We start from the raw sequence: 19,452 nt of genomic DNA, 5'->3' as shown, positions 1-19,452 counted from the left end.
CATGACCAGTACAGCAGGCGCGGGAACGCCGACGAAGCAGCTGCATAAATTTGGTGGCAGCAGCCTGGCGGATGCCAGCTGCTACCAGCGCGTAGCGGCCATTATGGCTGATTACAGTCAGCCAGGCGATCTCATGGTGGTCTCTGCCGCAGGCAGCACCACGAATCAGCTGATCGGCTGGCTGAAGCTGAGCCAGAGCGATCGCCTCTCGGCGCACCAGGTGCAGCAGACGCTTCGCCGCTACCACAGCGAGCTGATTGCTGCGCTGCTGCCAGCGGAGGCGGCCGACCGGCTGACTACCCTTTTTATCCGCGATCTGGAGCGTCTTGCGGCGCTACTGGATGGCGCGATAACTGAAGCGGTATATGCAGAAGTGGTCGGGCATGGCGAAATCTGGTCGGCGCGGCTGATGGCTGCGGTACTGAGTCAGCGCGATGTTGACGCCGCCTGGCTGGACGCACGTGATTTTCTGCGGGCGGAGCGCGCGGCTCAGCCGCAGGTGGATGAGGGAAAATCCTGGCCGCTGCTGCAGGCGCTGCTGGCGCAGCATCCGCATAAGCGTCTGGTCGTCACCGGTTTTATCAGTCGTAATGAGGCAGGTGAAACCGTGCTGCTGGGGCGCAACGGTTCTGACTATTCCGCTACCCAGATCGGGGCGCTCGCGGGTGCGGGGCGCGTGACCATCTGGAGCGATGTGGCTGGCGTCTATAGCGCCGATCCACGCAAAGTTTCCGATGCCTGCCTGCTGCCGCTGCTGCGGCTGGATGAAGCCAGCGAGCTGGCGCGACTGGCGGCGCCGGTACTCCATACCCGTACGCTGCAGCCGGTCTCCAGCAGCGATATCGATTTACAGCTGCGCTGCAGCTATCAGCCTGAGCAGGGTTCAACCCGTATTGAGCGCGTGCTGGCCTCCGGCACCGGCGCGCGTATTGTCACCAGTCACGACGATGTCTGTCTGGTGGAGATCCAGCTTGCTGAAGGTCACGATTTTGCTACGCAGCAAAAAGAGATCGATCAGCTGCTGAAGCGCGCCCAGCTGCGTCCGCTGGCAAGCGGCCTGCATCCCGATCGTCGCCTGCTGCAGCTCTGCTATACCGCAGAAGTGGTTAACAGTGCCTTTACGCTGCTGCAGGATGCGGCGCTGCCGGGCCATCTGCAGCTGCGCGATGGCATGGCGCTGGTGGCGCTGGTGGGAGCTGGCGTAACGCGCAATCCGCTGCACAGCCACCGTTTCTGGCAGCAGATTAAAGATCAGCCGGTTGAGTTTGTCTGGCAGTCAGAAGAGCATATCAGCCTGGTCGCGGTGCTGCGCACAGGACCGACCCGCCATCTGATTCAGGGACTGCATCAGTCGCTGTTTCGCGCAGAAAAACGTATCGGCCTGATGCTGTTCGGAAAGGGCAATATCGGCGCGCGCTGGCTGGAGCTGTTCGCCCGCGAGCAGGAAACGCTCTCCGCCCGTACCGGCTTTGAGTTTGTGCTGGCTGGCGTGGCTGACAGTCGTCGCAGCCTGCTGAGTTACGAAGGGCTGGATGCCAGCCGCACGCTGGCTTTTTTCGACGATGAAGCGCAGGCGCTGGATGAGGAGTCGCTGTTTCTGTGGATGCGCGCGCATCCGTTTGATGACCTGGTGGTGCTTGACGTAACCGCCAGCGCGCCGCTGGCGCAGCAGTATCTCGATTTTGCCAGTCACGGTTTTCACGTGATCAGCGCAAATAAAGTGGCTGGCGCATCAGACAGCCAGAGCTGGCGTCAGATCCGCGATGCCTTCGCCAAAACCGGGCGCCACTGGCTTTATAACGCGACGGTCGGTGCCGGTTTGCCGGTTAACCACACGGTACGCGACCTGCGCGAAAGTGGCGACTCAATACTCTCCATCAGCGGAATTTTCTCCGGCACGCTGTCGTGGCTGTTTTTGCAGTTTGACGGCAGCGTTCCCTTCAGCGAGCTGGTGGATCAGGCGTGGCAGCAGGGGCTGACTGAACCCGATCCGCGCGTCGATCTCTCCGGGCAGGATGTGAAGCGCAAGCTGGTGATCCTGGCGCGTGAGGCGGGCTACGATATCGAGCCGGATCAGGTGCGGGTAGAGTCGCTGGTACCAGTCGACTGTGAGGCGGAATCGGTTGATCACTTTTTTGAAAACGCAGACGAGCTGAATAACCAGATGCTGCAGCGCTACGAAGCGGCGCAGGAGCTGGGCCTGGTGCTGCGTTATGTGGCGCGCTTTGATGCCAGCGGTAAAGCCCGCGTCGGCGTGGAAGCGGTGCGGCCTGAACATCCGCTGGCAGCGCTGCTGCCGTGCGATAACGTCTTTGCCATTGAGAGCCGCTGGTACCGCGATAATCCGCTGGTGATCCGCGGACCCGGTGCCGGACGTGATGTTACCGCTGGTGCGTTGCAGTCGGATCTGAACCGTCTCGCCCAGCTGCTTTAATCCGGACTGCTGCAGAGAGAATAAAAAAGGAGCCTGAGGCTCCTTTTTTTGTATCGGCTAACCGGTGTTGCGCATGCCGGCGGCCACGCCGGCGATGGTTACCATCAGCGCCTGCTCAACCCGCGCGTCCGGTTCGTCACCGCGTACTTCCTGCGCACGGGCGCGCAGCAGCAGCTCTGCCTGCAGCACGTTCAGGGGATCGGTATACACGTTGCGCAGCGCAATGGATTCGGCAATCCACGGCTGATCCGCCATCAGATGCGCATCATTTGCAATGGTCAGCACCGCTTTAATATCCGCTTCCAGCTGGTCGCGCAGCTGTTTACCCAGCGGCCAGAGCGCTTTATCAACCAGGCGCTGATCGTAATACTCGGCCAGCCACAGGTCAGCTTTGGAGAAGACCATCTCCAGCATCCCGAGGCGGGTTGAGAAGAACGGCCAGTCGCGGCACATCGTTTCCAGCTGATCCTGATGACCTTCATCCATCGCTTTCTGCAGCGCCGCGCCGGCGCCGAGCCAGGCTGGCAGCATCAGACGGTTTTGCGTCCAGGCAAAAATCCACGGAATGGCGCGCAGGGATTCAACGCCACCGGTCGGACGACGTTTAGCCGGACGTGAGCCCAGCGGCAGTTTGCCCAGCTCCTGCTCCGGTGTGGCAGAGCGGAAGTAGGGAACAAAGTCAGCATTTTCACGGACGTAGCCGCGATACATGGCGCAGGAGTGCGCAGAAAGGCCGTTCATGATCTCCCGCCACTCCTGTTCAGGCTCCGGCGGCGGCATCAGGTTCGCTTCCAGAATGGCCCCGGTATAGAGCGAGAGGCTGGCGATGGTGACTTCCGGCAAGCCATATTTAAAGCGGATCATTTCGCCCTGTTCTGTCACGCGCAGGCCACCTTTAAGACTGCCCGGCGGCTGAGAGAGCAGTGCAGCGTGCGCAGGCGCGCCGCCACGGCCAATGGAGCCGCCTCGCCCGTGGAACAGCGTCAGGGTAATGCCCGCTTTTTCACAGGTTTTAATCAGCGCGTCCTGCGCCTGATACTGTGCCCAGCTGGCCGCCATCACGCCGGCATCTTTTGCCGAGTCGGAATAGCCAATCATTACCATCTGTTTGCCGTTGATAAAGCCGCGATACCAGTCGATATTCAGCAGCTGCGTCATAACATCATTGGCGTTGTTCAGGTCATCCAGCGTTTCAAACAGTGGCGCGACCGGCATAGCGTACGGAATGCCCGCCTCTTTCAGCAGCAGATGAACCGCCAGCACGTCAGAAGGCGTTTTCGCCATAGAGATCACGTAGGCCGCGATGGAACCCTGCGGCGCTTCGGCGGCGACTTTACAGGTTTCCAGCACTTCGCGCGTGTTGTCGCCCGGCTCCCACTGGCGCGGCAGCAGCGGACGTTTTGAATTGAGTTCGCGGATCAGAAACGCCTGTTTGTCCGCTTCTGACCAGCTTTCGTAGTCGCCGAGGCCGAGATAGCGCGTAACTTCCGCAATCGCTTCGGTATGACGGGTGCTCTCCTGGCGGATGTCGATGCGCACCAGCGGAACGCCAAAGCATTTTACCCGGCGCAGCGTGTCCAGCAGCTGGCCATTAGCGATAATGCTCATACCACACTGCTGCAGCGACTGATAAATAGCAAACAGCGGCTGCCAGAGCTGCTCATTGGAGACCAGCAGATCGGTCGGGCGCGGCAGGCGTTCGCCTTTCAGGCGCTGCTCCAGATATGCCTGCGTGTTCATCAGCTGGCTGCGCATGCGTTTCAGGATCATGCGGTAAGGTTCAATTGCGTCCGGATCGCCGCACATTACGCGTACTTCGTCGCTGCATTCTGACATCGACAGCTCAGAGATCAGCACCCCTACATCGCGCAGGAAGAGGTCGGCTGCTTTCCAGCGGCTCAGCTGCATGACGTGGCGGGTAATAGGTGCGGTCACGTTCGGGTTGCCGTCACGATCGCCGCCCATCCACGAAGTGAATTTAATCGGCACAAAATCCACCGGCAGCTGAATGCCAAACGTCTCTTCAACCTGCTCATTCAGTTCACGCAGAAACGCGGGCACGCCCTCCCACAGGCTATTTTCCACGACAGCGAAGCCCCATTTCGCTTCATCGACCGGGGTAGGGCGATATTTACGGATCTCATCCGTATGCCACGCCTGGGCTACCAGCTGGCGCAGACGGCGCATCACCTGATTGCGCTCATAGTCGGTAATATCAGCGTGGTCGAGCTGCTCCAGGCAGCTGTTCACTTCGCCGAGCTTGTGGATCAGGGTGCGGCGGGTAATTTCAGTCGGGTGTGCGGTCAGGACCAGCTCCAGCGACAGCTCTTCAATCGCCTGACGGATAGCCATTTCGCTGAGATCGCTATGCTGCTTCAGGCGCTCAAACGTCTTTTTCAGCAGCTCCGGATGGTTAGCGCCATCGCCGCTGCGTGAAATGGTCTGATACTGTTCAGCCACGTTAGTAAGGTTAAGAAACTGACTAAAGGCGCGGGCCACCGGCAGCAGCTCATCGTTAGAAAGGTTCTGCAACGTTGACAGCAGCTCCCGGCGATGAGAGTCATTGCCTGCACGGGATGACTTAGAGAGTTTGCGGATGGTTTCCACCCGATCGAGAATGTTCTCTCCCAGTGCATCCTTTATCGTATCCCCGAGCAGTTTGCCGAGCATACTGACATTACTTCGCATTGCGGAATATTGTTCGTTCATTTGACCCTGACACCCTTATCGTCTTTTAACCCCTCTGGACCCAACCAGCGGGTATAACATCATCTTTTATCTAGCCACGATTTGTGAACTCCGTCAATTAGCCTGAACTGACGAAAACAGGCAGCTAACGTGCGGAAAGTGATAAGTTTTATCGGGGATAGAGAGAGATAAGTTATTCTTATCAGCAAACACCAGATAATGACGGGGCATTTTGCTGATTAAACAGTGAAATGCCCCGCAGATTATCTATCAGTGACAAAAATGCTGCACAACCTGCGTGATCAGGGCGTGAGTTGGCTTAATAAATGCGGTATCGATAAATTCATCCGGCTGATGCGCCTGCTCGATTGAACCTGGTCCCAGCACCAGCGTCGGGCAGATCTGCTGAATAAAAGGCGCTTCGGTACAGTAGTTGACCACTTCCGTCGGCACGCCCAGCAGCTTCTCCACCACCGTAACCAGTTCATGATCGGCCGGACACTCATAACCCGGAATAGGCGGATGCAGTTCGCCTACGGTCAGGCGGCCAGGCCAGCGGGCGCTCACCGGTGCCAGCGCTTCATTCAGCAAGCCATCCAGATCGTTCAGGCTCAGGCCCGGCAGTGGCCGGATATCCATATGCAGTTCGCAACAGGCGCAGATGCGGTTAGCCGCGTCACCACCATGAATATGACCAAAGTTCATAGTCGGATAAGGAATGGCAAAGCCATCATGGTGATAGCGCTCTTTCAGGGTATGGCGCAGCTTCATCAGTTCTGTAATAGAGGCGTGCATCAGCTCAATCGCATTTACGCCGCGCGCCGGATCGCTGGAGTGGCCTGACTGGCCCTCAATGCGGATAGCGTGTGAAAGGTGGCCTTTGTGGGCGCGCACCGGTTTGAGCGAGGTAGGCTCACCGATAATGGCGCAGTCGGGGCGCAGCCGGGCTGACTCAGAGAAATATTTGGCACCTGCCATCGTGGTCTCTTCGTCAGCGGTCGCCAGCACATAGAGCGGTTTTTTAAGCGTAGTGACGTCAACATCGCGCAGCGCATCGAGAATAAAGGCGAAGAAGCCTTTCATATCTGCCGTGCCCAGCCCGTAAAGTTTATTGTCATGTTCAGTCAGGACAAACGGATCGCGTGTCCAGCGTCCGTCATCAAAGGGTACGGTGTCAGTATGACCCGCCAGCAGCAGTCCGCCTGCGCCTTCACCGCTGCGCGCCAGCAGGTTGAACTTATGTCGCGTGCCCGGCACCGGCTGAACTTCAACGCTGAAGCCCAGATCGCGGAACCAGCCCGCCAGCAAATTGATTAAACTTTCGTTGCTCTGGTCAAGCGCGCTGTCGGTTGCGCTGATTGACGGTGAGGCGATCAACTGGCGGTAGAGTTCGATAAAAGGTGGAATTTTTGACTTCACTGTTGACGGTCCTTAGGTTAGGATGTATCAATATTCATGCACTAATAGTGAATAAAAATACATTAACGTCGTCTGCATGTGAACTGAAAAAGTGCAAACGGCATCGTGGGCAACGGGGCACGGCCGCGACCCGATACGTTGACTGTAAAAAGGTATACAGCCTGATGTTGAATACGCTGATCGTTGGTGCCAGTGGTTATGCTGGCGTAGAGCTTGCCACTTACCTGAATCGCCATCCGCATATGAACATAACCGCTTTAGCGGTTTCAGCGCAAAGCCCGGATACCGGAAAATTGCTCTCCGATCTCCATCCGCAGCTGAAAGGTATCGTGGATCTGCCGCTGCAGCCGCTGAGCGATCCGGCGGCGTGGGCAGAGAAAGTAGATGTGGTGTTCCTCGCGACGGCGCATGAAGTCAGCCACGATCTGGCACCTGAATTTCTGAAAGCAGGCTGCGTGGTCTTCGATCTCTCAGGCGCCTTCCGGGTCAACGATGAGGCGTTCTACACCCGCTATTATGGCTTCAGTCATCAGCATCAGGCGTGGCTGGATAACGCGGTATATGGTCTGGCCGAATGGAATCACGAACGTATTAAAGAGGCCCAGCTGGTGGCCGTGCCTGGGTGCTATCCCACCGCAGCGCAGCTGGCGCTGAAGCCGCTGCTCAAAGCGGATCTGCTGAATGACGCGCAGTGGCCGGTAATCAATGCCACCAGCGGCGTCAGCGGAGCCGGGCGTAAAGCCAGCGTCGCGACCAGCTTTTGCGAAGTGAGCCTGCAGCCCTACGGCCTGTTTAACCACCGTCATCATCCGGAAATAGTTGCCCATCTTGGCGCGCCGGTTATTTTTACCCCGCATCTGGGTAATTTTCCCCGCGGTATTCTCGCAACCATCACCTGCCGTCTGAAAGCGGGCATTACGCAGCAGGATGTGACCGATGCGTTTTATGCGGCCTATCACGACAAGCCGCTGGTGCGCCTCTATGACAACGGCGTACCGGCGCTGAAAGCGGTAGTGGGCCTGCCGTTCTGCGATATCGGTTTTGCCGTACAGGATGAGCATCTGATTGTGGTTGCGGCAGAAGATAACCTGCTGAAAGGCGCGTCATCACAGGCGATTCAGTGTCTGAATATTCGTTTCGGTTTCCCTGAAACACTCTCTCTGATTTAACGGACGGATAACGTAATCATGAGCAATCCACTGATCATTAAACTGGGCGGCGTACTGCTGGATAGCGAAGAAGCACTGGCCCGGCTGTTTGATGCGCTGCTGGCGTATCGTAATGAACATCAGCGTCCGCTGGTGATTGTGCACGGCGGCGGCTGTCTGGTCGACGAACTGATGAAAAAGCTCGCGCTGCCGGTGAAAAAGAAAGATGGCCTGCGCGTTACACCCGCCGATCAAATCGACATTATTACCGGCGCGCTGGCGGGCACTGCGAATAAAACGCTGCTGGCGTGGGCAACCCGTTACGGCATTAATGCTGTCGGGCTGTGTCTGGGCGATGCCGGACTGGTCAGCGTCGCGCAGTTTGACGAAGAGCTGGGGCATGTCGGGCAGGCCACGCCGGGCAACCCTGCGCTGCTGAATACGCTGCTTAATGCAGGCTATATGCCGGTTATCAGCTCAATTGGCATCACTGCCGGCGGAGCGCTGATGAATGTGAATGCCGATCAGGCAGCGACGGCGCTGGCAGCCACTATCGGAGCCGATCTGGTGCTGCTCTCTGACGTCAGCGGCATTCTCGACGGCAAAGGCCAGCGCATCGCTGAAATGACCGCAGCGAAAGCGGAACAGCTGATTGCGCAGGGCATTATTACCGACGGTATGATTGTTAAAGTCAACGCTGCGCTGGATGCGGCACGCACGCTGGGCCGTCCGGTCGATATCGCCAGCTGGCGCCATGCTGAGCAGCTGCCCGACCTTTTCAACGGCGTGTCGATTGGCACCCGGATTCTCGCATAATCAAGGATTAAGACATGAGCACGCAAAACATTAAAAAAATCGTTCTGGCCTACTCAGGCGGCCTCGATACCTCAGCCATCATTCCATGGCTGAAAGAGAATTACGGTGGCTGCGAAGTTGTGGCGTTTGTCGCCAATATTGGTCAGGACCCGGCCGACCTGGAAGGCGTTGAGAAAAAAGCGCTGCAGTCGGGCGCATCTGAATGTCACGTAGTGGATCTGCGTGAAGAGTTCATCAGCGATTACGTCTATCCGGTGCTGCAGACCGGTGCCCTGTATGAAGGCACCTATCTGCTGGGCACGTCAATGGCGCGTCCTATCATTGCTAAAGCGCAGGTTGAACTGGCGCTGAAAGTGGGTGCTGACGCGCTGTGCCACGGCGCAACCGGTAAAGGCAACGACCAGGTGCGTTTCGAAACCACCTATACCGCGCTGGCACCACAGCTTAAAGTTGTTGCGCCATGGCGCGAGTGGGATCTGCGTTCGCGTGAGGCGCTGCTCGACTATCTGAAAGAGCGCAATATCCCGACGACCGCGTCGCTGGAGAAGATCTACAGCCGCGATGAGAACGCGTGGCATATCTCCACCGAAGGTGGCGTGCTGGAAAGTCCGTGGAATGCACCGAATAAAGATTGCTGGGTATGGACCGTGGATCCGCTTGAAGCGCCGGACCAGCCGGAAAATGTCACCGTGACCGTTGAAAAAGGCTGCGTGGTTGCCGTAAACGGCGAGCAGCTGAGCCCGTTCCAGTGCCTGGAAAAACTGAACGTACTGGGTGCTAAACATGGCGTTGGCCGGATCGATATCGTGGAAAACCGTCTGGTTGGCATCAAATCACGCGGCTGCTATGAAACCCCTGGCGGTACCATCATGGTAAATGCGCTGCGTGCGGTTGAGCAGCTGGTTCTGGATCGCGACAGCTTCAAATGGCGTGAGCAGCTGGGCCAGGAGATGTCTTACGTGGTTTACGATGGTCGCTGGTTCGCGCCGCTGCGCCAGTCTATTCAGGCGGCGGCGGCATCGCTGGCTGAAGAGGTCAACGGCGAAGTGGTTCTGCAGCTTTACAAAGGTCAGGCTACGGCGATTCAGAAGAAATCGGCTAACAGCCTCTACTCAGAAGAGTTCGCCACCTTTGGTGAAGATGAGGTGTATGACCATCGTCACGCGGGCGGCTTTATTCGCCTGTTCTCCCTCTCTTCGCGCATTCGTGCGCTGAACGAGCAGAAGAAGTAAGCACGCGGCAGCAGTTATATAAGGGCGGCTCAGGCCGCCTTTTTCAACACGATTTCAGGAGCAAGCAGATGGCACTTTGGGGCGGACGGTTCTCGCAGGCAGCAGACCAGCGGTTTAAACAGTTTAATGATTCACTGCGTTTTGATTACCGCCTGGCGGAGCAGGACATTACCGGCTCTGTGGCGTGGTCAAAAGCGCTGGTAACCGTGAACGTTTTAACCTCAACGGAACAGCAGCAGCTTGAAGCGGCGCTGAACGAGCTGCTGGCGAACGTACGCGCGAATCCGTCACAGATCCTGGAAAGCGATGCAGAAGATATTCACAGCTGGGTCGAGGGCAAGCTGATCGATAAGGTCGGGGCGCTGGGTAAAAAGCTGCATACCGGACGCAGCCGTAACGATCAGGTTGCCACCGATCTGAAGCTCTGGTGCAAAGAGCAGGTTGCCCTGCTGCTGGACGCGACGCGTCAGCTGCAGAGCGCGCTGGTGGCGACGGCAGAAGCGAATCAGGATGCCGTCATGCCGGGCTATACGCATCTGCAGCGCGCGCAGCCGGTTACATTCGCCCACTGGTGTCTGGCGTATACCGAAATGCTGGCGCGCGATGAGAGCCGTCTGCAGGATACGCTGAAGCGGCTGGATGTCAGCCCGCTGGGCTGTGGTGCGCTGGCCGGTACCGCTTATGAGATTGACCGCGAGCAGCTGGCAGGCTGGCTCGGTTTTGCTTCGGCAACGCGTAACAGCCTGGATACCGTATCCGATCGAGATCATGTGCTGGAGCTGCTCTCCGACGCGTCAATTGGCATGGTGCATCTGTCGCGCTTTGCAGAAGACCTGATTTTCTTTAACACGGGCGAGGCGGGCTTCGTCGAGCTGTCTGATAAAGTCACCTCAGGTTCATCGCTGATGCCGCAGAAGAAAAATCCGGATGCGCTGGAGCTGATTCGCGGTAAATGCGGCCGTGTCCAGGGCGCACTGACCGGCATGATGATGACGCTGAAAGGCCTGCCGCTGGCCTACAACAAAGATATGCAGGAAGATAAAGAAGGGCTGTTTGACGCGCTGGATACCTGGCTCGACTGTCTGCATATGTCAGTGCTGGTTCTGGATGGTATTCAGGTTAAACGTCCGCGTTGTCAGGAAGCGGCTGAACAGGGCTACGCCAATGCCACTGAGCTGGCAGACTATCTGGTCGCGAAAGGCGTGCCGTTCCGCGAGGCGCATCATATTGTGGGAGAAGCGGTCGTCGCGGCTATCCAGCAGGGTGTGGCGCTGGAAGCGCTGAGTCTGGCTCAGCTGAAGCAGTTCAGTGACGTCATCGAAGAGGATGTCTATCCGGTGCTTTCGCTGCAGTCCTGCCTCGACAAGCGTAACGCGCGCGGTGGTGTTGCGCCGCAGCAGGTAGCCCAGGCGATTCGCGAAGCACAGGCGCGTCTGCAATAGCCGCTCCCGGACGCTGGCCGGTTTGATATGCCATAAAAAAAGCGGGCTTTATAAAAAGCCCGCCAACCTCTGGCTTCGGAATTGCATATTTTTATAGGCACATCATCAGCGTACCGGCACTCCCCGCCAGCACAGTGATTGGGTTCAGCAAAACAGATTTGCTGCGTAAAAAGCGTTTTTTGTAAAAGCGTTCAGCCCCGGCACATGTTCAGCAAATAAATAAATTTCTCTACAAATGCATGGGCTTAAATCAGTGAGCGCTATTATTCCCGTGCATAGCTTGATAGGGCCAATCGTTCGTTGCTATTCTATCTATCGCCACGGGCTATCGTGGTTTGGAGGATATTAATGAACATTCGCGATCTCGAGTATCTGGTTTCACTTGCGGAACACCGCCATTTCCGTCGCGCTGCTGATGCCTGTCATGTCAGTCAGCCGACTCTGAGCGGACAGATCCGCAAGCTGGAAGATGAACTGGGCGTCATGCTGCTGGAACGTACCAGCCGTAAAGTGCTGTTCACCCAGGCAGGATTACTGCTGGTTGATCAGGCGCGAACCGTACTGCGTGAGGTTAAGGTGCTGAAAGAGATGGCCAGCCAGCAGGGTGAAGCGATGTCCGGACCGCTGCATATCGGACTGATCCCCACGACCGGCCCCTATCTGCTGCCCAATATTATTCCTATGCTACATCAGACTTTCCCGAAGCTGGAGATGTATCTGCATGAAGCACAGACTCAGCAGCTGCTGGCACAGCTCGACAGCGGGAAACTTGACTGCGCTATTCTGGCGCTGGTTAAAGAGAGTGAAGCCTTTATTGAAGTGCCGCTGTTTGATGAGCCCATGAAGCTGGCGATCTACAAAGATCACCCGTGGCACGATCGCGATCGCGTGCCGATGTCCGATCTGGCGGGTGAAAAACTGCTGATGCTGGAAGATGGTCACTGCCTGCGCGACCAGGCGATGGGCTTCTGCTTTGAGGCGGGTGCGGACGAAGATACCCATTTTCGCGCCACCAGCCTGGAAACGCTGCGTAATATGGTGGCGGCCGGCAGCGGCATTACGCTACTGCCTTCACTGGCGGTGCCTAAAGAGCGCGTGCGCGATGGTGTCTGCTATCTGCCCTGTTATAAACCGGTACCGCAGCGCACTATCGCGCTGGTTTACCGGCCAGGTTCGCCTCTGCGCAGCCGCTATGAGCAGCTGGCAGAAGCAATCAAAACCCATATGCAGGGCCATTTTGACGCCGCGTTAAAACAGGCGGTTTAATCCGTTCAGCGCGGCCACGCGATAGGCTTCAGCCATGGTGGGGTAGTTAAAGGTGGTATTCACGAAATACTCAATCGTGTTACCGCCGTTTTTCTGCTCCATAATGGCCTGACCGATGTGAATGATCTCCGCTGCGCGCTCACCAAAGCAGTGGATCCCCAGAATCTCTTTTGTCTCGCGGTGAAACAGGATTTTCAGGCTGCCGACGTGCATGCCAACAATCTGCGCGCGTGCCAGATGCTTAAACTGCGCACGACCCACTTCATAAGGCACTTTCATCGCGGTCAGCTGCTGCTCTGTTTTTCCTACCGAGCTGATTTCAGGAATGGTGTAGATACCGGTCGGAATATCTTCGATCAGATGCGCGCTCGCTTCACCTTTGATGATCGCCTGAGCAGCAATACGCCCCTGATCGTAGGCGGCGGAAGCCAGGCTTGGATAGCCAATCACATCACCCACGGCATAAATATGTGGCTGCGCGGTCTGATACATACTGTTGACTTTGAGCAGGCCGCGTCCATCCGCTTCCAGACCCACGTTCTCCAGCGAAAGCGAGTCGGTGTTCCCGGTGCGGCCGTTCGCATACAGCAGACAATCCGCTTTGACTTTTTTGCCGGACTTCAGGTGCATGATCACGCCATCGCTGACGCCTTCAATCTTCTCAAACTCTTCGTTGTGACGGATCACCACACCGCTGTTCCAGAAGTGGTAAGAGAGAGAGTCGGACATCTCCTGATCGAGGAACGCCAGCAGACGATCGCGGGTGTTAATGAGATCGACCTTGACGTTAAGACCGCGGAAGATAGAGGCGTATTCGCAACCAATCACGCCGGCACCATAGATGATCACATGACCCGGTTCATGATGCAGGTTCAGGATAGAGTCGGAATCGTAGATGCGCGGGTGTGTAAAGTCGACGTCGGCCGGGTGATAGGGACGTGAGCCGCAGGCAATGACAAATTTTTCTGCCGTCAGCTGCTCGCGGGTGCCATCAGGCTGCTCCACCTCTATCGTGTTGGCATCAACAAAATGCGCGTCGCCCTGATAGAGTTCACAGCGGTTACGCTCATAAAAGCCCTGGCGCATGGCAGTCTGTTGACTGATAACATTTTCGGTGTGGTTAAGGATATCAGCGAACGAGGAGCGGAGAAGACGGGTATGATCGCTGTAGAGCGGGTTCTGATTGAATTCAATGATGCGGCTGACGGCATGACGCAGCGCTTTGGAAGGGATGGTTCCCCAGTGTGTACAACCGCCGCCAATGTTGTGGTAGCGTTCGATCACTGCGATGCGCGCTCCCTGCTTGACCAGCCCCATCGCCGCACCTTCGCCGCCCGGACCGGAGCCAATTACAATGGCATCGTAATCGTAAGACTTTTGCATACCAGTACGTCCTATTCTTCTATACATTTTTACAACGAGATTCTAACATCTCGCCGCGCACATCTGAATTCTAACAGTGAAAAATGCAGAAGTTTGACATTCAGTGAGGTTAACAGGCGGTGACAAAGTTTGCCCGGCTGTACGCTGAAAAGTTTGTTATAGTGAGCGCCTGATTACTCACAAGGCCGCAAAAATGGGCGTTCGGGCGCAACAAAAAGAACGTACAAGACGTTCGCTGATTGAAGCTGCATTCAGTCAGCTTAGTGCAGAAAGGAGTTTTGCCAGCCTGAGTTTACGCGAAGTGGCACGTGAAGCCGGCATTGCCCCAACCTCATTCTATCGTCACTTTCGCGATGTGGATGAGCTTGGACTGACCATGGTTGATGAGAGCGGGCTGATGCTGCGCCAGCTGATGCGCCAGGCGCGCCAGCGTATCGCGAAAGGCGGCAGCATCATTAAAACGTCGGTGGCAACCTTTATGGAGTTCATCGGCAACAACCCGAATGCGTTTCGGCTTCTGCTGCGCGAACGTTCCGGCACGTCAGCCGCCTTCCGCGCTGCTGTTGCACGTGAGATCCAGCATTTTATCGCAGAACTGGCTGACTACCTTGAGCTGGAAAGCCGTATGCCGCGCAGCTTTACCGAAGCGCAGGCTGAGGCGATGGTGACCATTGTTTTTAGCGCCGGCGCTGAAGCGCTGGATGTCGACTCTGACCAGCGGCGTAAGCTGGAAGAGCGGCTGGTACTGCAGCTGCGTATGATCGCCAAAGGCGCCTACTACTGGTATCGCCGGGAACAAGAGCGGCTGGCCGTGACCCTGGAAATCCCTGAAAAATAACGTGATAAGGATAATGAAATGATTGAGCAGCATCCTCGTGATAAAGGAACGTTATTACTCTCTTTTATCACTGGTTTAGCAATCAACGGCTCCTTTTCGGCGCTGTTCAGTAGCTTTGTGCCGTTTTCCATTTTTCCGCTGATAGCGCTTGGGCTGTCAGCATGGTGCCTGCACCAGCGTTATCTCAATCGCAATATGCCGGACGGCATGCCGTCACTGGCCGCGGCATTTTTTCTGCTGGGCATTCTGGTTTATAGCGCCATGGTGCGCGCAGAATATCCGGATATCGGCTCGAACTTCATTCCTGTCATTCTGATGACGGGACTGGTGTTCTGGATTGGCACGCGCTTCCGCCGCGCCAGAAGCCGGCAGTAAAAAAAACGGGAACCTGCGGGTTCCCGTTTTTTTATGCTTTGCGCGTCAGCAATACGCCGCATTCCATATGGTGGGTGTACGGGAACTGATCGAACAGCGCCAGTCGCTCAATCTGATGCGTGCCTGACAGCGCGGCCAGATTGTCGCACAGAGTCTGCGGGTTACAGGAGATATACAGAATACGCGGATACGCCTGCACCATTTTTACCGTTTCATCATCCAGCCCGCTGCGTGGCGGATCGACAAAAATGGTCTCGCACTGATAGCTGCTGAGATCGATGCCTTCCAGCCGGTTAAAGCTGCGCACGCCGTTCATGGCCTGGGTAAACTCTTCCGCTGCCATACGAATAATCTGTACGTTATCGATCTGATTCACAGCGATATTGTACTGAGCCGACGCCACCGAGGGTTTAGCTATCTCTGTGGCCAGTACGCGGCGGAAATTGCGCGCCAGCGCCAGCGAAAAGTTACCGTTACCGCAGTAAAGCTCCAGCAGGTCGCCACGCGACTGCTGCGTAACATCCAGCGCCCACTCCAGCATCTGAATGTTCATGGCGGCATTAGGCTGGGTAAAGCTGTTTTCCACCTGGCGGTAAATCAGCTCTTTGCCCGCCACCGGCAGACGCTCATCCACGTAGTCGCGATCCAGACAGATTTTGGTTTTGGTCGCGCGTCCAATCAGCTGCACATCAAATCCTTCAGCGCGCAGCTGGTCACGCAGCGTGCTGGCGGCGGCATGCCACTCTTCTTCCAGTTTGCGATGATAAAGCAGGGAGATCACAATCTGGTTGCTCAGCGTGGAGAGATAATCTATCTGGAACAGCTTAAAGCGCAGCACCTGATTATCACGTATCGCTGCCATCAGTCTGGGCATCATCTGATTAATCAGCTCGCTGGCGGCTGGAAAGCTGTCCACGCGAATGCGCTGTTTGGTCGTCTGGTCGAAGATGATGTGATAGAGGTCGTCACCGTCGTGCCAGATGCGAAACTCTGCGCGCATACGGTAGTGACTGACCGGCGATCGGAACACCTCCACGTCAGGCGTGGTGAAAGGGGTCATCATCGTCTGTAAACGGCTGACTTTTTCAGCGAGTTGCGCGTCATACTGGTCAATCGGGAGCTGTTCGGGTGTCATCTTCAATCCTGGTAATAAGCCTGCTTGCCGGGCGATTGTAGGCATTCAACTGCTGATGTCCAGCCTAACCGAACGTCAGAAAGCGGGAGGGGTGGATCGGCGGCGGGCTTAACCGTAGACTGCGGCCGCCGGCCTCATTGAGTTAAAAGGGAATCCAGTGCAAATCTGGAGCTGACGCGCAGCGGTAAAAGAATGTCGTGGTGATCGCCCAGGCAGACACTGTCCTGACGGATGGGAAGTCTTCACCATTTATGGTTCTCAGCCCGAAGACCTGCCGGTGTATCGTCGCAAACGCTGAGATCATCGCGTGCTATCGATCTCAGGCCTGCGGCATCCGGCTCGATCCTTTGGATGCTATAACAATGAAAATAACGTCTGCTTCGCTGTTCGCCCTGAGTGCAACAGCGCTGTCGCTCTGGGCGCGCTCTGGCTATGCCCGGCAAAATGATAATACGCAACTTGTCACCGCTAACCGTTTTCAGCAGCCGGTCAGCAGCGTGCTGGCACCAGGTGAGGTGATCACGCGGGAAGATATCGATCGCTGGCAGGCTAAATCGCTGACGGATGTCATGCGGCGCCTGCCGGGCGTGGATATTGCGCAAAACGGTGGTCCGGGCCAGACCAGCTACATCTATATCCGCGGTGCGGAAGCGCGTCATACGCTGGTGCTGATTGACGGGATCCCGCTGGCGAAGTCGGGGATCACCGGGATCGCTGACTTTAGCCAGATTCCGCTGGCGTTGATTCAGCGTATTGAGCTGATCCGCGGACCACGCTCCGCCGTTTACGGCGCCGATGCCATTGGCGGCGTGGTGAACATCATTACTGAGAACAGTGAGCCAGGCGGGCAGATAACGGCGGGCCTCGGGTCGAATCGCTATCAGGAGTATGATGCGGCGCTGCGACACAAGGTGGGCGAGGATACGCTGGTAACCGTAGCGGGGGCCTTTCAGTCGACGCGCGGCTATAACATCCAGCCGCAGTCGGCGTACGCAGTGGATGGCGATCGGGACGGCTTTCGCAGTAAAACATTCTGGGCCGGTGTGAATCACCGTTTCAGCGACAGTTTATCCGCCTTCTTTCGCGGCTACGGCTACGGCAATAATAGTGCGTATGATGCAGGCTATCAGGACGGCAGTGATAAACGGCAGATTTATAATCATACCTATGAAGGCGGTATGAAGTTCAGTGAAGAGCGCTACTCTTCGGAACTGAGCTACAGCTACCAGCGCTATAAAGATTACAACTATGCCAGTACGCTCGGCCTCTATCGTCCGGGCACGTCGCTGGATGATATGAGCCAGCGCAATCTGCAGTGGGGTAACAGTGTTGCCATGGCGCATGGCACACTCAGCGCCGGCATCGACTGGCAGCAGCAGAAACTGGCGTCCAGCGATCGGTTCAGCGCTGACAACTACACGCGTAACAGCACCGGTTACTATCTGACTACGCAGCAGCAGTTCAATACGCTTACGCTGGAAGGTGCGCTGCGCGGTGACGATAACAACCAGTTTGGCTGGAACGGCACGTGGCAGGCAGCGGCGGGATGGGCGTTTATGCCCGATTATCGCCTCATCTTTTCGTATGGCACCGCTTTCCAGGCACCTACACTGGGGCAGATGTATGGGCAGAGCCGTCTGTTTATTGCATCCAATCCCGATCTCCGGGCTGAGAGGTCACATCAGATTGAAACCGGTCTCGAAGGACTCAGCGGTCCGGTCGAATGGCACCTCTACCTTTACCAGAATAAAATCAATAACCTGATCGACTACAGAGCTGACGAAAACTTTACTGGCACCTACTACAACGTACAGTCAGCGACGATTAAAGGCGTGGAGTGGAGCGGCAGTGCAGATACCGGTATTTTTACCCACCGTATCACGCTGCAATATATCGATCCGCGCCGCGATGACGATAATGAGGTGCTGGCACACCGTTCCCGCCAGCAATATAAGTATCAGCTGGACTGGACCGCACTGGATATCGACTTTGATCTCGCCTGGCAATATTTTGGTAAAAGCTACAACAACAATACCAACCAGTACGCAGCAACACAGCGTCGCATGCCGGGTTATAGCCTGGTTGATTTCTCAGCTGCGTATCCGGTCACGTCTCATCTGACAGTTCGTGGTAAAATTGCCAATCTGTTGGATAAGGATTATGAGACGGTTTATGGCTATCGCACCCCTGGACGAGAATACTACCTTAGCGCCAGCTACAGCTTCTGATCTCCGTCCCACCGTGCTGGTGTTTGATTCCGGCGTAGGTGGGCTTTCCGTCTATGATGAAGTCCGGCAGCTGCTGCCGGACCTGCACTATCTCTACGCTTTCGATAATGAAGGGTTTCCCTATGGCGAGAAAACGGAAACGTACATTGTTGAACGCGTAGTGGCAGTGGTTACGGCCATTACGCAGCGTTTTCCGCTCGCATTAGTCATCATTGCCTGTAACTCGGCCAGTACCGTCTCTTTACCTGCACTGCGCGAACGCTTTGCGTTTCCGGTCGTCGGCGTGGTGCCGGCAATTAAACCGGCGGCTCGCCTGACACGTAACGGAGTCGTCGGGCTGCTGGCAACGCGGGGAACGGTAAAGCGTCCTTATACCCATGAACTGGTGAAACAGTTTGCCCGGGAGTGCACCATTGAGATGCTGGGGTCTGCTGAGCTGGTGGAACTGGCAGAGGCGAAGCTGCATGGTGAACCGGTATCACTGAATGATGTTCGCCGGGCAGTGCAACCCTGGTTACGTATGAAAGAGCCGCCGGATACGGTCGTGCTGGGCTGCACGCACTTTCCACTGCTGCGCGATGAACTGCAGCAGGTTCTGCCGGATGGAACCCGGCTGGTTGATTCCGGTGCTGCTATAGCCAGGCGTACCGTCTGGCTGCTTGAGCACGAGGCGCCTGATGCGGCTTCTGCTGACAGCAACATCGCGTTTTGCACATCTATGGATGAAGAAGCGGTACAGTTATCCGGCGTTTTACAGCGTTATGGCTTTCCGCTGCTCGAAAAACTGGCAGTTTGAGGCGGTTTAGCTGAAAAAAACAACACTCAGAAAATAATTCAAAATTAGCACTTGTCAGCCCGGAAGAACTCCCTATAATGCGCCTCCACTGACACGGCACAACGGCTTACGAAGCGTCGCGTTAAGCAGGTGGCTTTTACAGCAACCTTCAGAAAAGCAAAAATAAATGCTTGACTGAAAATGCGGAAAGCGTAATATACGCATCCCGCGCCGCTTGAGAAATCGCGGCACTGCTCTTTAACAATTTATCAG

14 protein-coding genes and 1 riboswitch are annotated in these 19,452 nt (G+C 56.3%); of the genes, 10 read left to right on the top strand and 4 right to left on the bottom strand.

Features of this window, described 5'->3' with window-relative positions; genetic code table 11:
* Position 1 precedes the first annotated feature (1 nt).
* Entirely contained in the window at positions 2–2,434 is a 2,433-nt protein-coding gene (locus B4M48_RS15830) for a bifunctional aspartate kinase/homoserine dehydrogenase II (protein ID WP_039381176.1), read from the top strand.
* 57 nt (positions 2,435–2,491) lie between these two features.
* Here the strand turns inward: B4M48_RS15830 and ppc are convergent, their stop codons facing one another.
* Both ppc and argE read right to left on the bottom strand, forming a co-directional pair.
* Complete coding sequence (gene ppc / locus B4M48_RS15825; protein ID WP_071668629.1) at positions 2,492–5,143, bottom strand: phosphoenolpyruvate carboxylase; 2,652 nt, start codon at positions 5,141–5,143, stop codon at positions 2,492–2,494.
* A 249-nt stretch (positions 5,144–5,392) separates the two neighbouring features.
* On the bottom strand, positions 5,393–6,541 hold the full coding sequence (gene argE, locus B4M48_RS15820) for an acetylornithine deacetylase (protein WP_039381171.1): 1,149 nt from the start codon (positions 6,539–6,541) through the stop codon (positions 5,393–5,395).
* Positions 6,542–6,705: 164 nt separating this feature from the next.
* On the opposite strand from argE, the gene argC reads away from it, so the two are divergent.
* The 5 genes from argC (at position 6,706) to oxyR (ending at position 12,445) form a co-directional block, all read left to right on the top strand.
* On the top strand, positions 6,706–7,710 hold the full coding sequence (gene argC / locus B4M48_RS15815) for an N-acetyl-gamma-glutamyl-phosphate reductase (protein ID WP_250341325.1): 1,005 nt from the start codon (positions 6,706–6,708) through the stop codon (positions 7,708–7,710).
* An 18-nt stretch (positions 7,711–7,728) separates the two neighbouring features.
* Positions 7,729–8,505, top strand: a complete 777-nt coding sequence (gene argB, locus B4M48_RS15810) for an acetylglutamate kinase (protein ID WP_039381166.1) — start codon at positions 7,729–7,731, stop codon at positions 8,503–8,505.
* Between the two features lie 14 nt (positions 8,506–8,519).
* A complete protein-coding gene (locus B4M48_RS15805; RefSeq protein WP_039381164.1) occupies positions 8,520–9,737 on the top strand; it encodes an argininosuccinate synthase in 1,218 nt (405 codons plus the stop codon).
* A 68-nt stretch (positions 9,738–9,805) separates the two neighbouring features.
* On the top strand, positions 9,806–11,179 hold the full coding sequence (gene argH, locus B4M48_RS15800; RefSeq protein WP_288657201.1) for an argininosuccinate lyase: 1,374 nt from the start codon (positions 9,806–9,808) through the stop codon (positions 11,177–11,179).
* 348 nt (positions 11,180–11,527) lie between these two features.
* Positions 11,528–12,445: a DNA-binding transcriptional regulator OxyR gene (gene oxyR / locus B4M48_RS15795; RefSeq protein WP_039381159.1), complete on the top strand. Its 918-nt coding sequence runs from the start codon at positions 11,528–11,530 to the stop codon at positions 12,443–12,445.
* On the opposite strand, the gene sthA is transcribed toward oxyR, so the two are convergent.
* Positions 12,428–13,828 carry a Si-specific NAD(P)(+) transhydrogenase gene (gene sthA, locus B4M48_RS15790; RefSeq protein WP_039381156.1) on the bottom strand — a complete coding sequence of 467 codons (1,401 nt, stop codon included), beginning with the start codon at positions 13,826–13,828 and terminating at the stop codon, positions 12,428–12,430. The genes oxyR and sthA overlap by 18 nt on opposite strands.
* A 193-nt stretch (positions 13,829–14,021) precedes the next feature.
* Between sthA and fabR the strand changes: the two genes are divergently transcribed.
* Positions 14,022–14,666 (top strand): HTH-type transcriptional repressor FabR, encoded by a 645-nt coding sequence (fabR, locus tag B4M48_RS15785; protein WP_039381154.1) that lies wholly within the window; start codon positions 14,022–14,024, stop codon positions 14,664–14,666.
* An 18-nt stretch (positions 14,667–14,684) separates the two neighbouring features.
* Positions 14,685–15,041: a YijD family membrane protein gene (locus B4M48_RS15780; protein ID WP_039381151.1), complete on the top strand. Its 357-nt coding sequence runs from the start codon at positions 14,685–14,687 to the stop codon at positions 15,039–15,041.
* A 31-nt stretch (positions 15,042–15,072) separates the two neighbouring features.
* Here the strand turns inward: B4M48_RS15780 and trmA are convergent, their stop codons facing one another.
* The gene (trmA, locus tag B4M48_RS15775) at positions 15,073–16,176 is read right to left on the bottom strand and encodes a tRNA (uridine(54)-C5)-methyltransferase TrmA (protein ID WP_039381148.1); all 1,104 of its coding nucleotides are present in this window, start codon (positions 16,174–16,176) and stop codon (positions 15,073–15,075) included.
* Positions 16,177–16,289: 113 nt separating this feature from the next.
* A riboswitch (cobalamin riboswitch) is annotated at positions 16,290–16,469 on the top strand.
* A gap of 69 nt (positions 16,470–16,538) precedes the next feature.
* Here trmA and btuB point away from each other — a divergent pair.
* Entirely contained in the window at positions 16,539–18,404 is a 1,866-nt protein-coding gene (gene btuB / locus B4M48_RS15770) for a TonB-dependent vitamin B12 receptor BtuB (protein ID WP_071668628.1), read from the top strand.
* Positions 18,349–19,200, top strand: coding sequence for a glutamate racemase (gene murI / locus B4M48_RS15765; RefSeq protein ID WP_039381143.1), 852 nt, complete (start codon positions 18,349–18,351; stop codon positions 19,198–19,200). The genes btuB and murI overlap by 56 nt, the downstream gene beginning before the upstream one ends.
* The last annotated feature ends 252 nt before the right edge of the window (positions 19,201–19,452 follow it).

The sequence above is a fragment of the Pantoea sp. UBA6567 genome, from assembly GCF_002434165.1.
Classification (GTDB): domain Bacteria; phylum Pseudomonadota; class Gammaproteobacteria; order Enterobacterales; family Enterobacteriaceae; genus Pantoea; species Pantoea eucrina.
This window is presented reverse-complemented; position numbering and strand designations above follow the sequence as displayed.

Excerpts from the sequence above, each read along its gene's own strand:
- B4M48_RS15805 (WP_039381164.1), top strand. The coding sequence starts at position 8,520 with ATGAGCACGCAAAACATTAAAAAAATCGTTCTGGCCTACTCAGGCGGC.
- ppc (WP_071668629.1), bottom strand. The coding sequence starts at position 5,143 with ATGAACGAACAATATTCCGCAATGCGAAGTAATGTCAGTATGCTCGGC.
- argC (WP_250341325.1), top strand. The coding sequence starts at position 6,706 with ATGTTGAATACGCTGATCGTTGGTGCCAGTGGTTATGCTGGCGTAGAG.
- B4M48_RS15780 (WP_039381151.1), top strand. The coding sequence starts at position 14,685 with ATGATTGAGCAGCATCCTCGTGATAAAGGAACGTTATTACTCTCTTTT.
- trmA (WP_039381148.1), bottom strand. The coding sequence starts at position 16,176 with ATGACACCCGAACAGCTCCCGATTGACCAGTATGACGCGCAACTCGCT.
- fabR (WP_039381154.1), top strand. The coding sequence starts at position 14,022 with ATGGGCGTTCGGGCGCAACAAAAAGAACGTACAAGACGTTCGCTGATT.
- oxyR (WP_039381159.1), top strand. The coding sequence starts at position 11,528 with ATGAACATTCGCGATCTCGAGTATCTGGTTTCACTTGCGGAACACCGC.
- argH (WP_288657201.1), top strand. The coding sequence starts at position 9,806 with ATGGCACTTTGGGGCGGACGGTTCTCGCAGGCAGCAGACCAGCGGTTT.
- B4M48_RS15830 (WP_039381176.1), top strand. The coding sequence starts at position 2 with ATGACCAGTACAGCAGGCGCGGGAACGCCGACGAAGCAGCTGCATAAA.
- murI (WP_039381143.1), top strand. The coding sequence starts at position 18,349 with ATGGCTATCGCACCCCTGGACGAGAATACTACCTTAGCGCCAGCTACA.
- argB (WP_039381166.1), top strand. The coding sequence starts at position 7,729 with ATGAGCAATCCACTGATCATTAAACTGGGCGGCGTACTGCTGGATAGC.
- btuB (WP_071668628.1), top strand. The coding sequence starts at position 16,539 with ATGAAAATAACGTCTGCTTCGCTGTTCGCCCTGAGTGCAACAGCGCTG.
- sthA (WP_039381156.1), bottom strand. The coding sequence starts at position 13,828 with ATGCAAAAGTCTTACGATTACGATGCCATTGTAATTGGCTCCGGTCCG.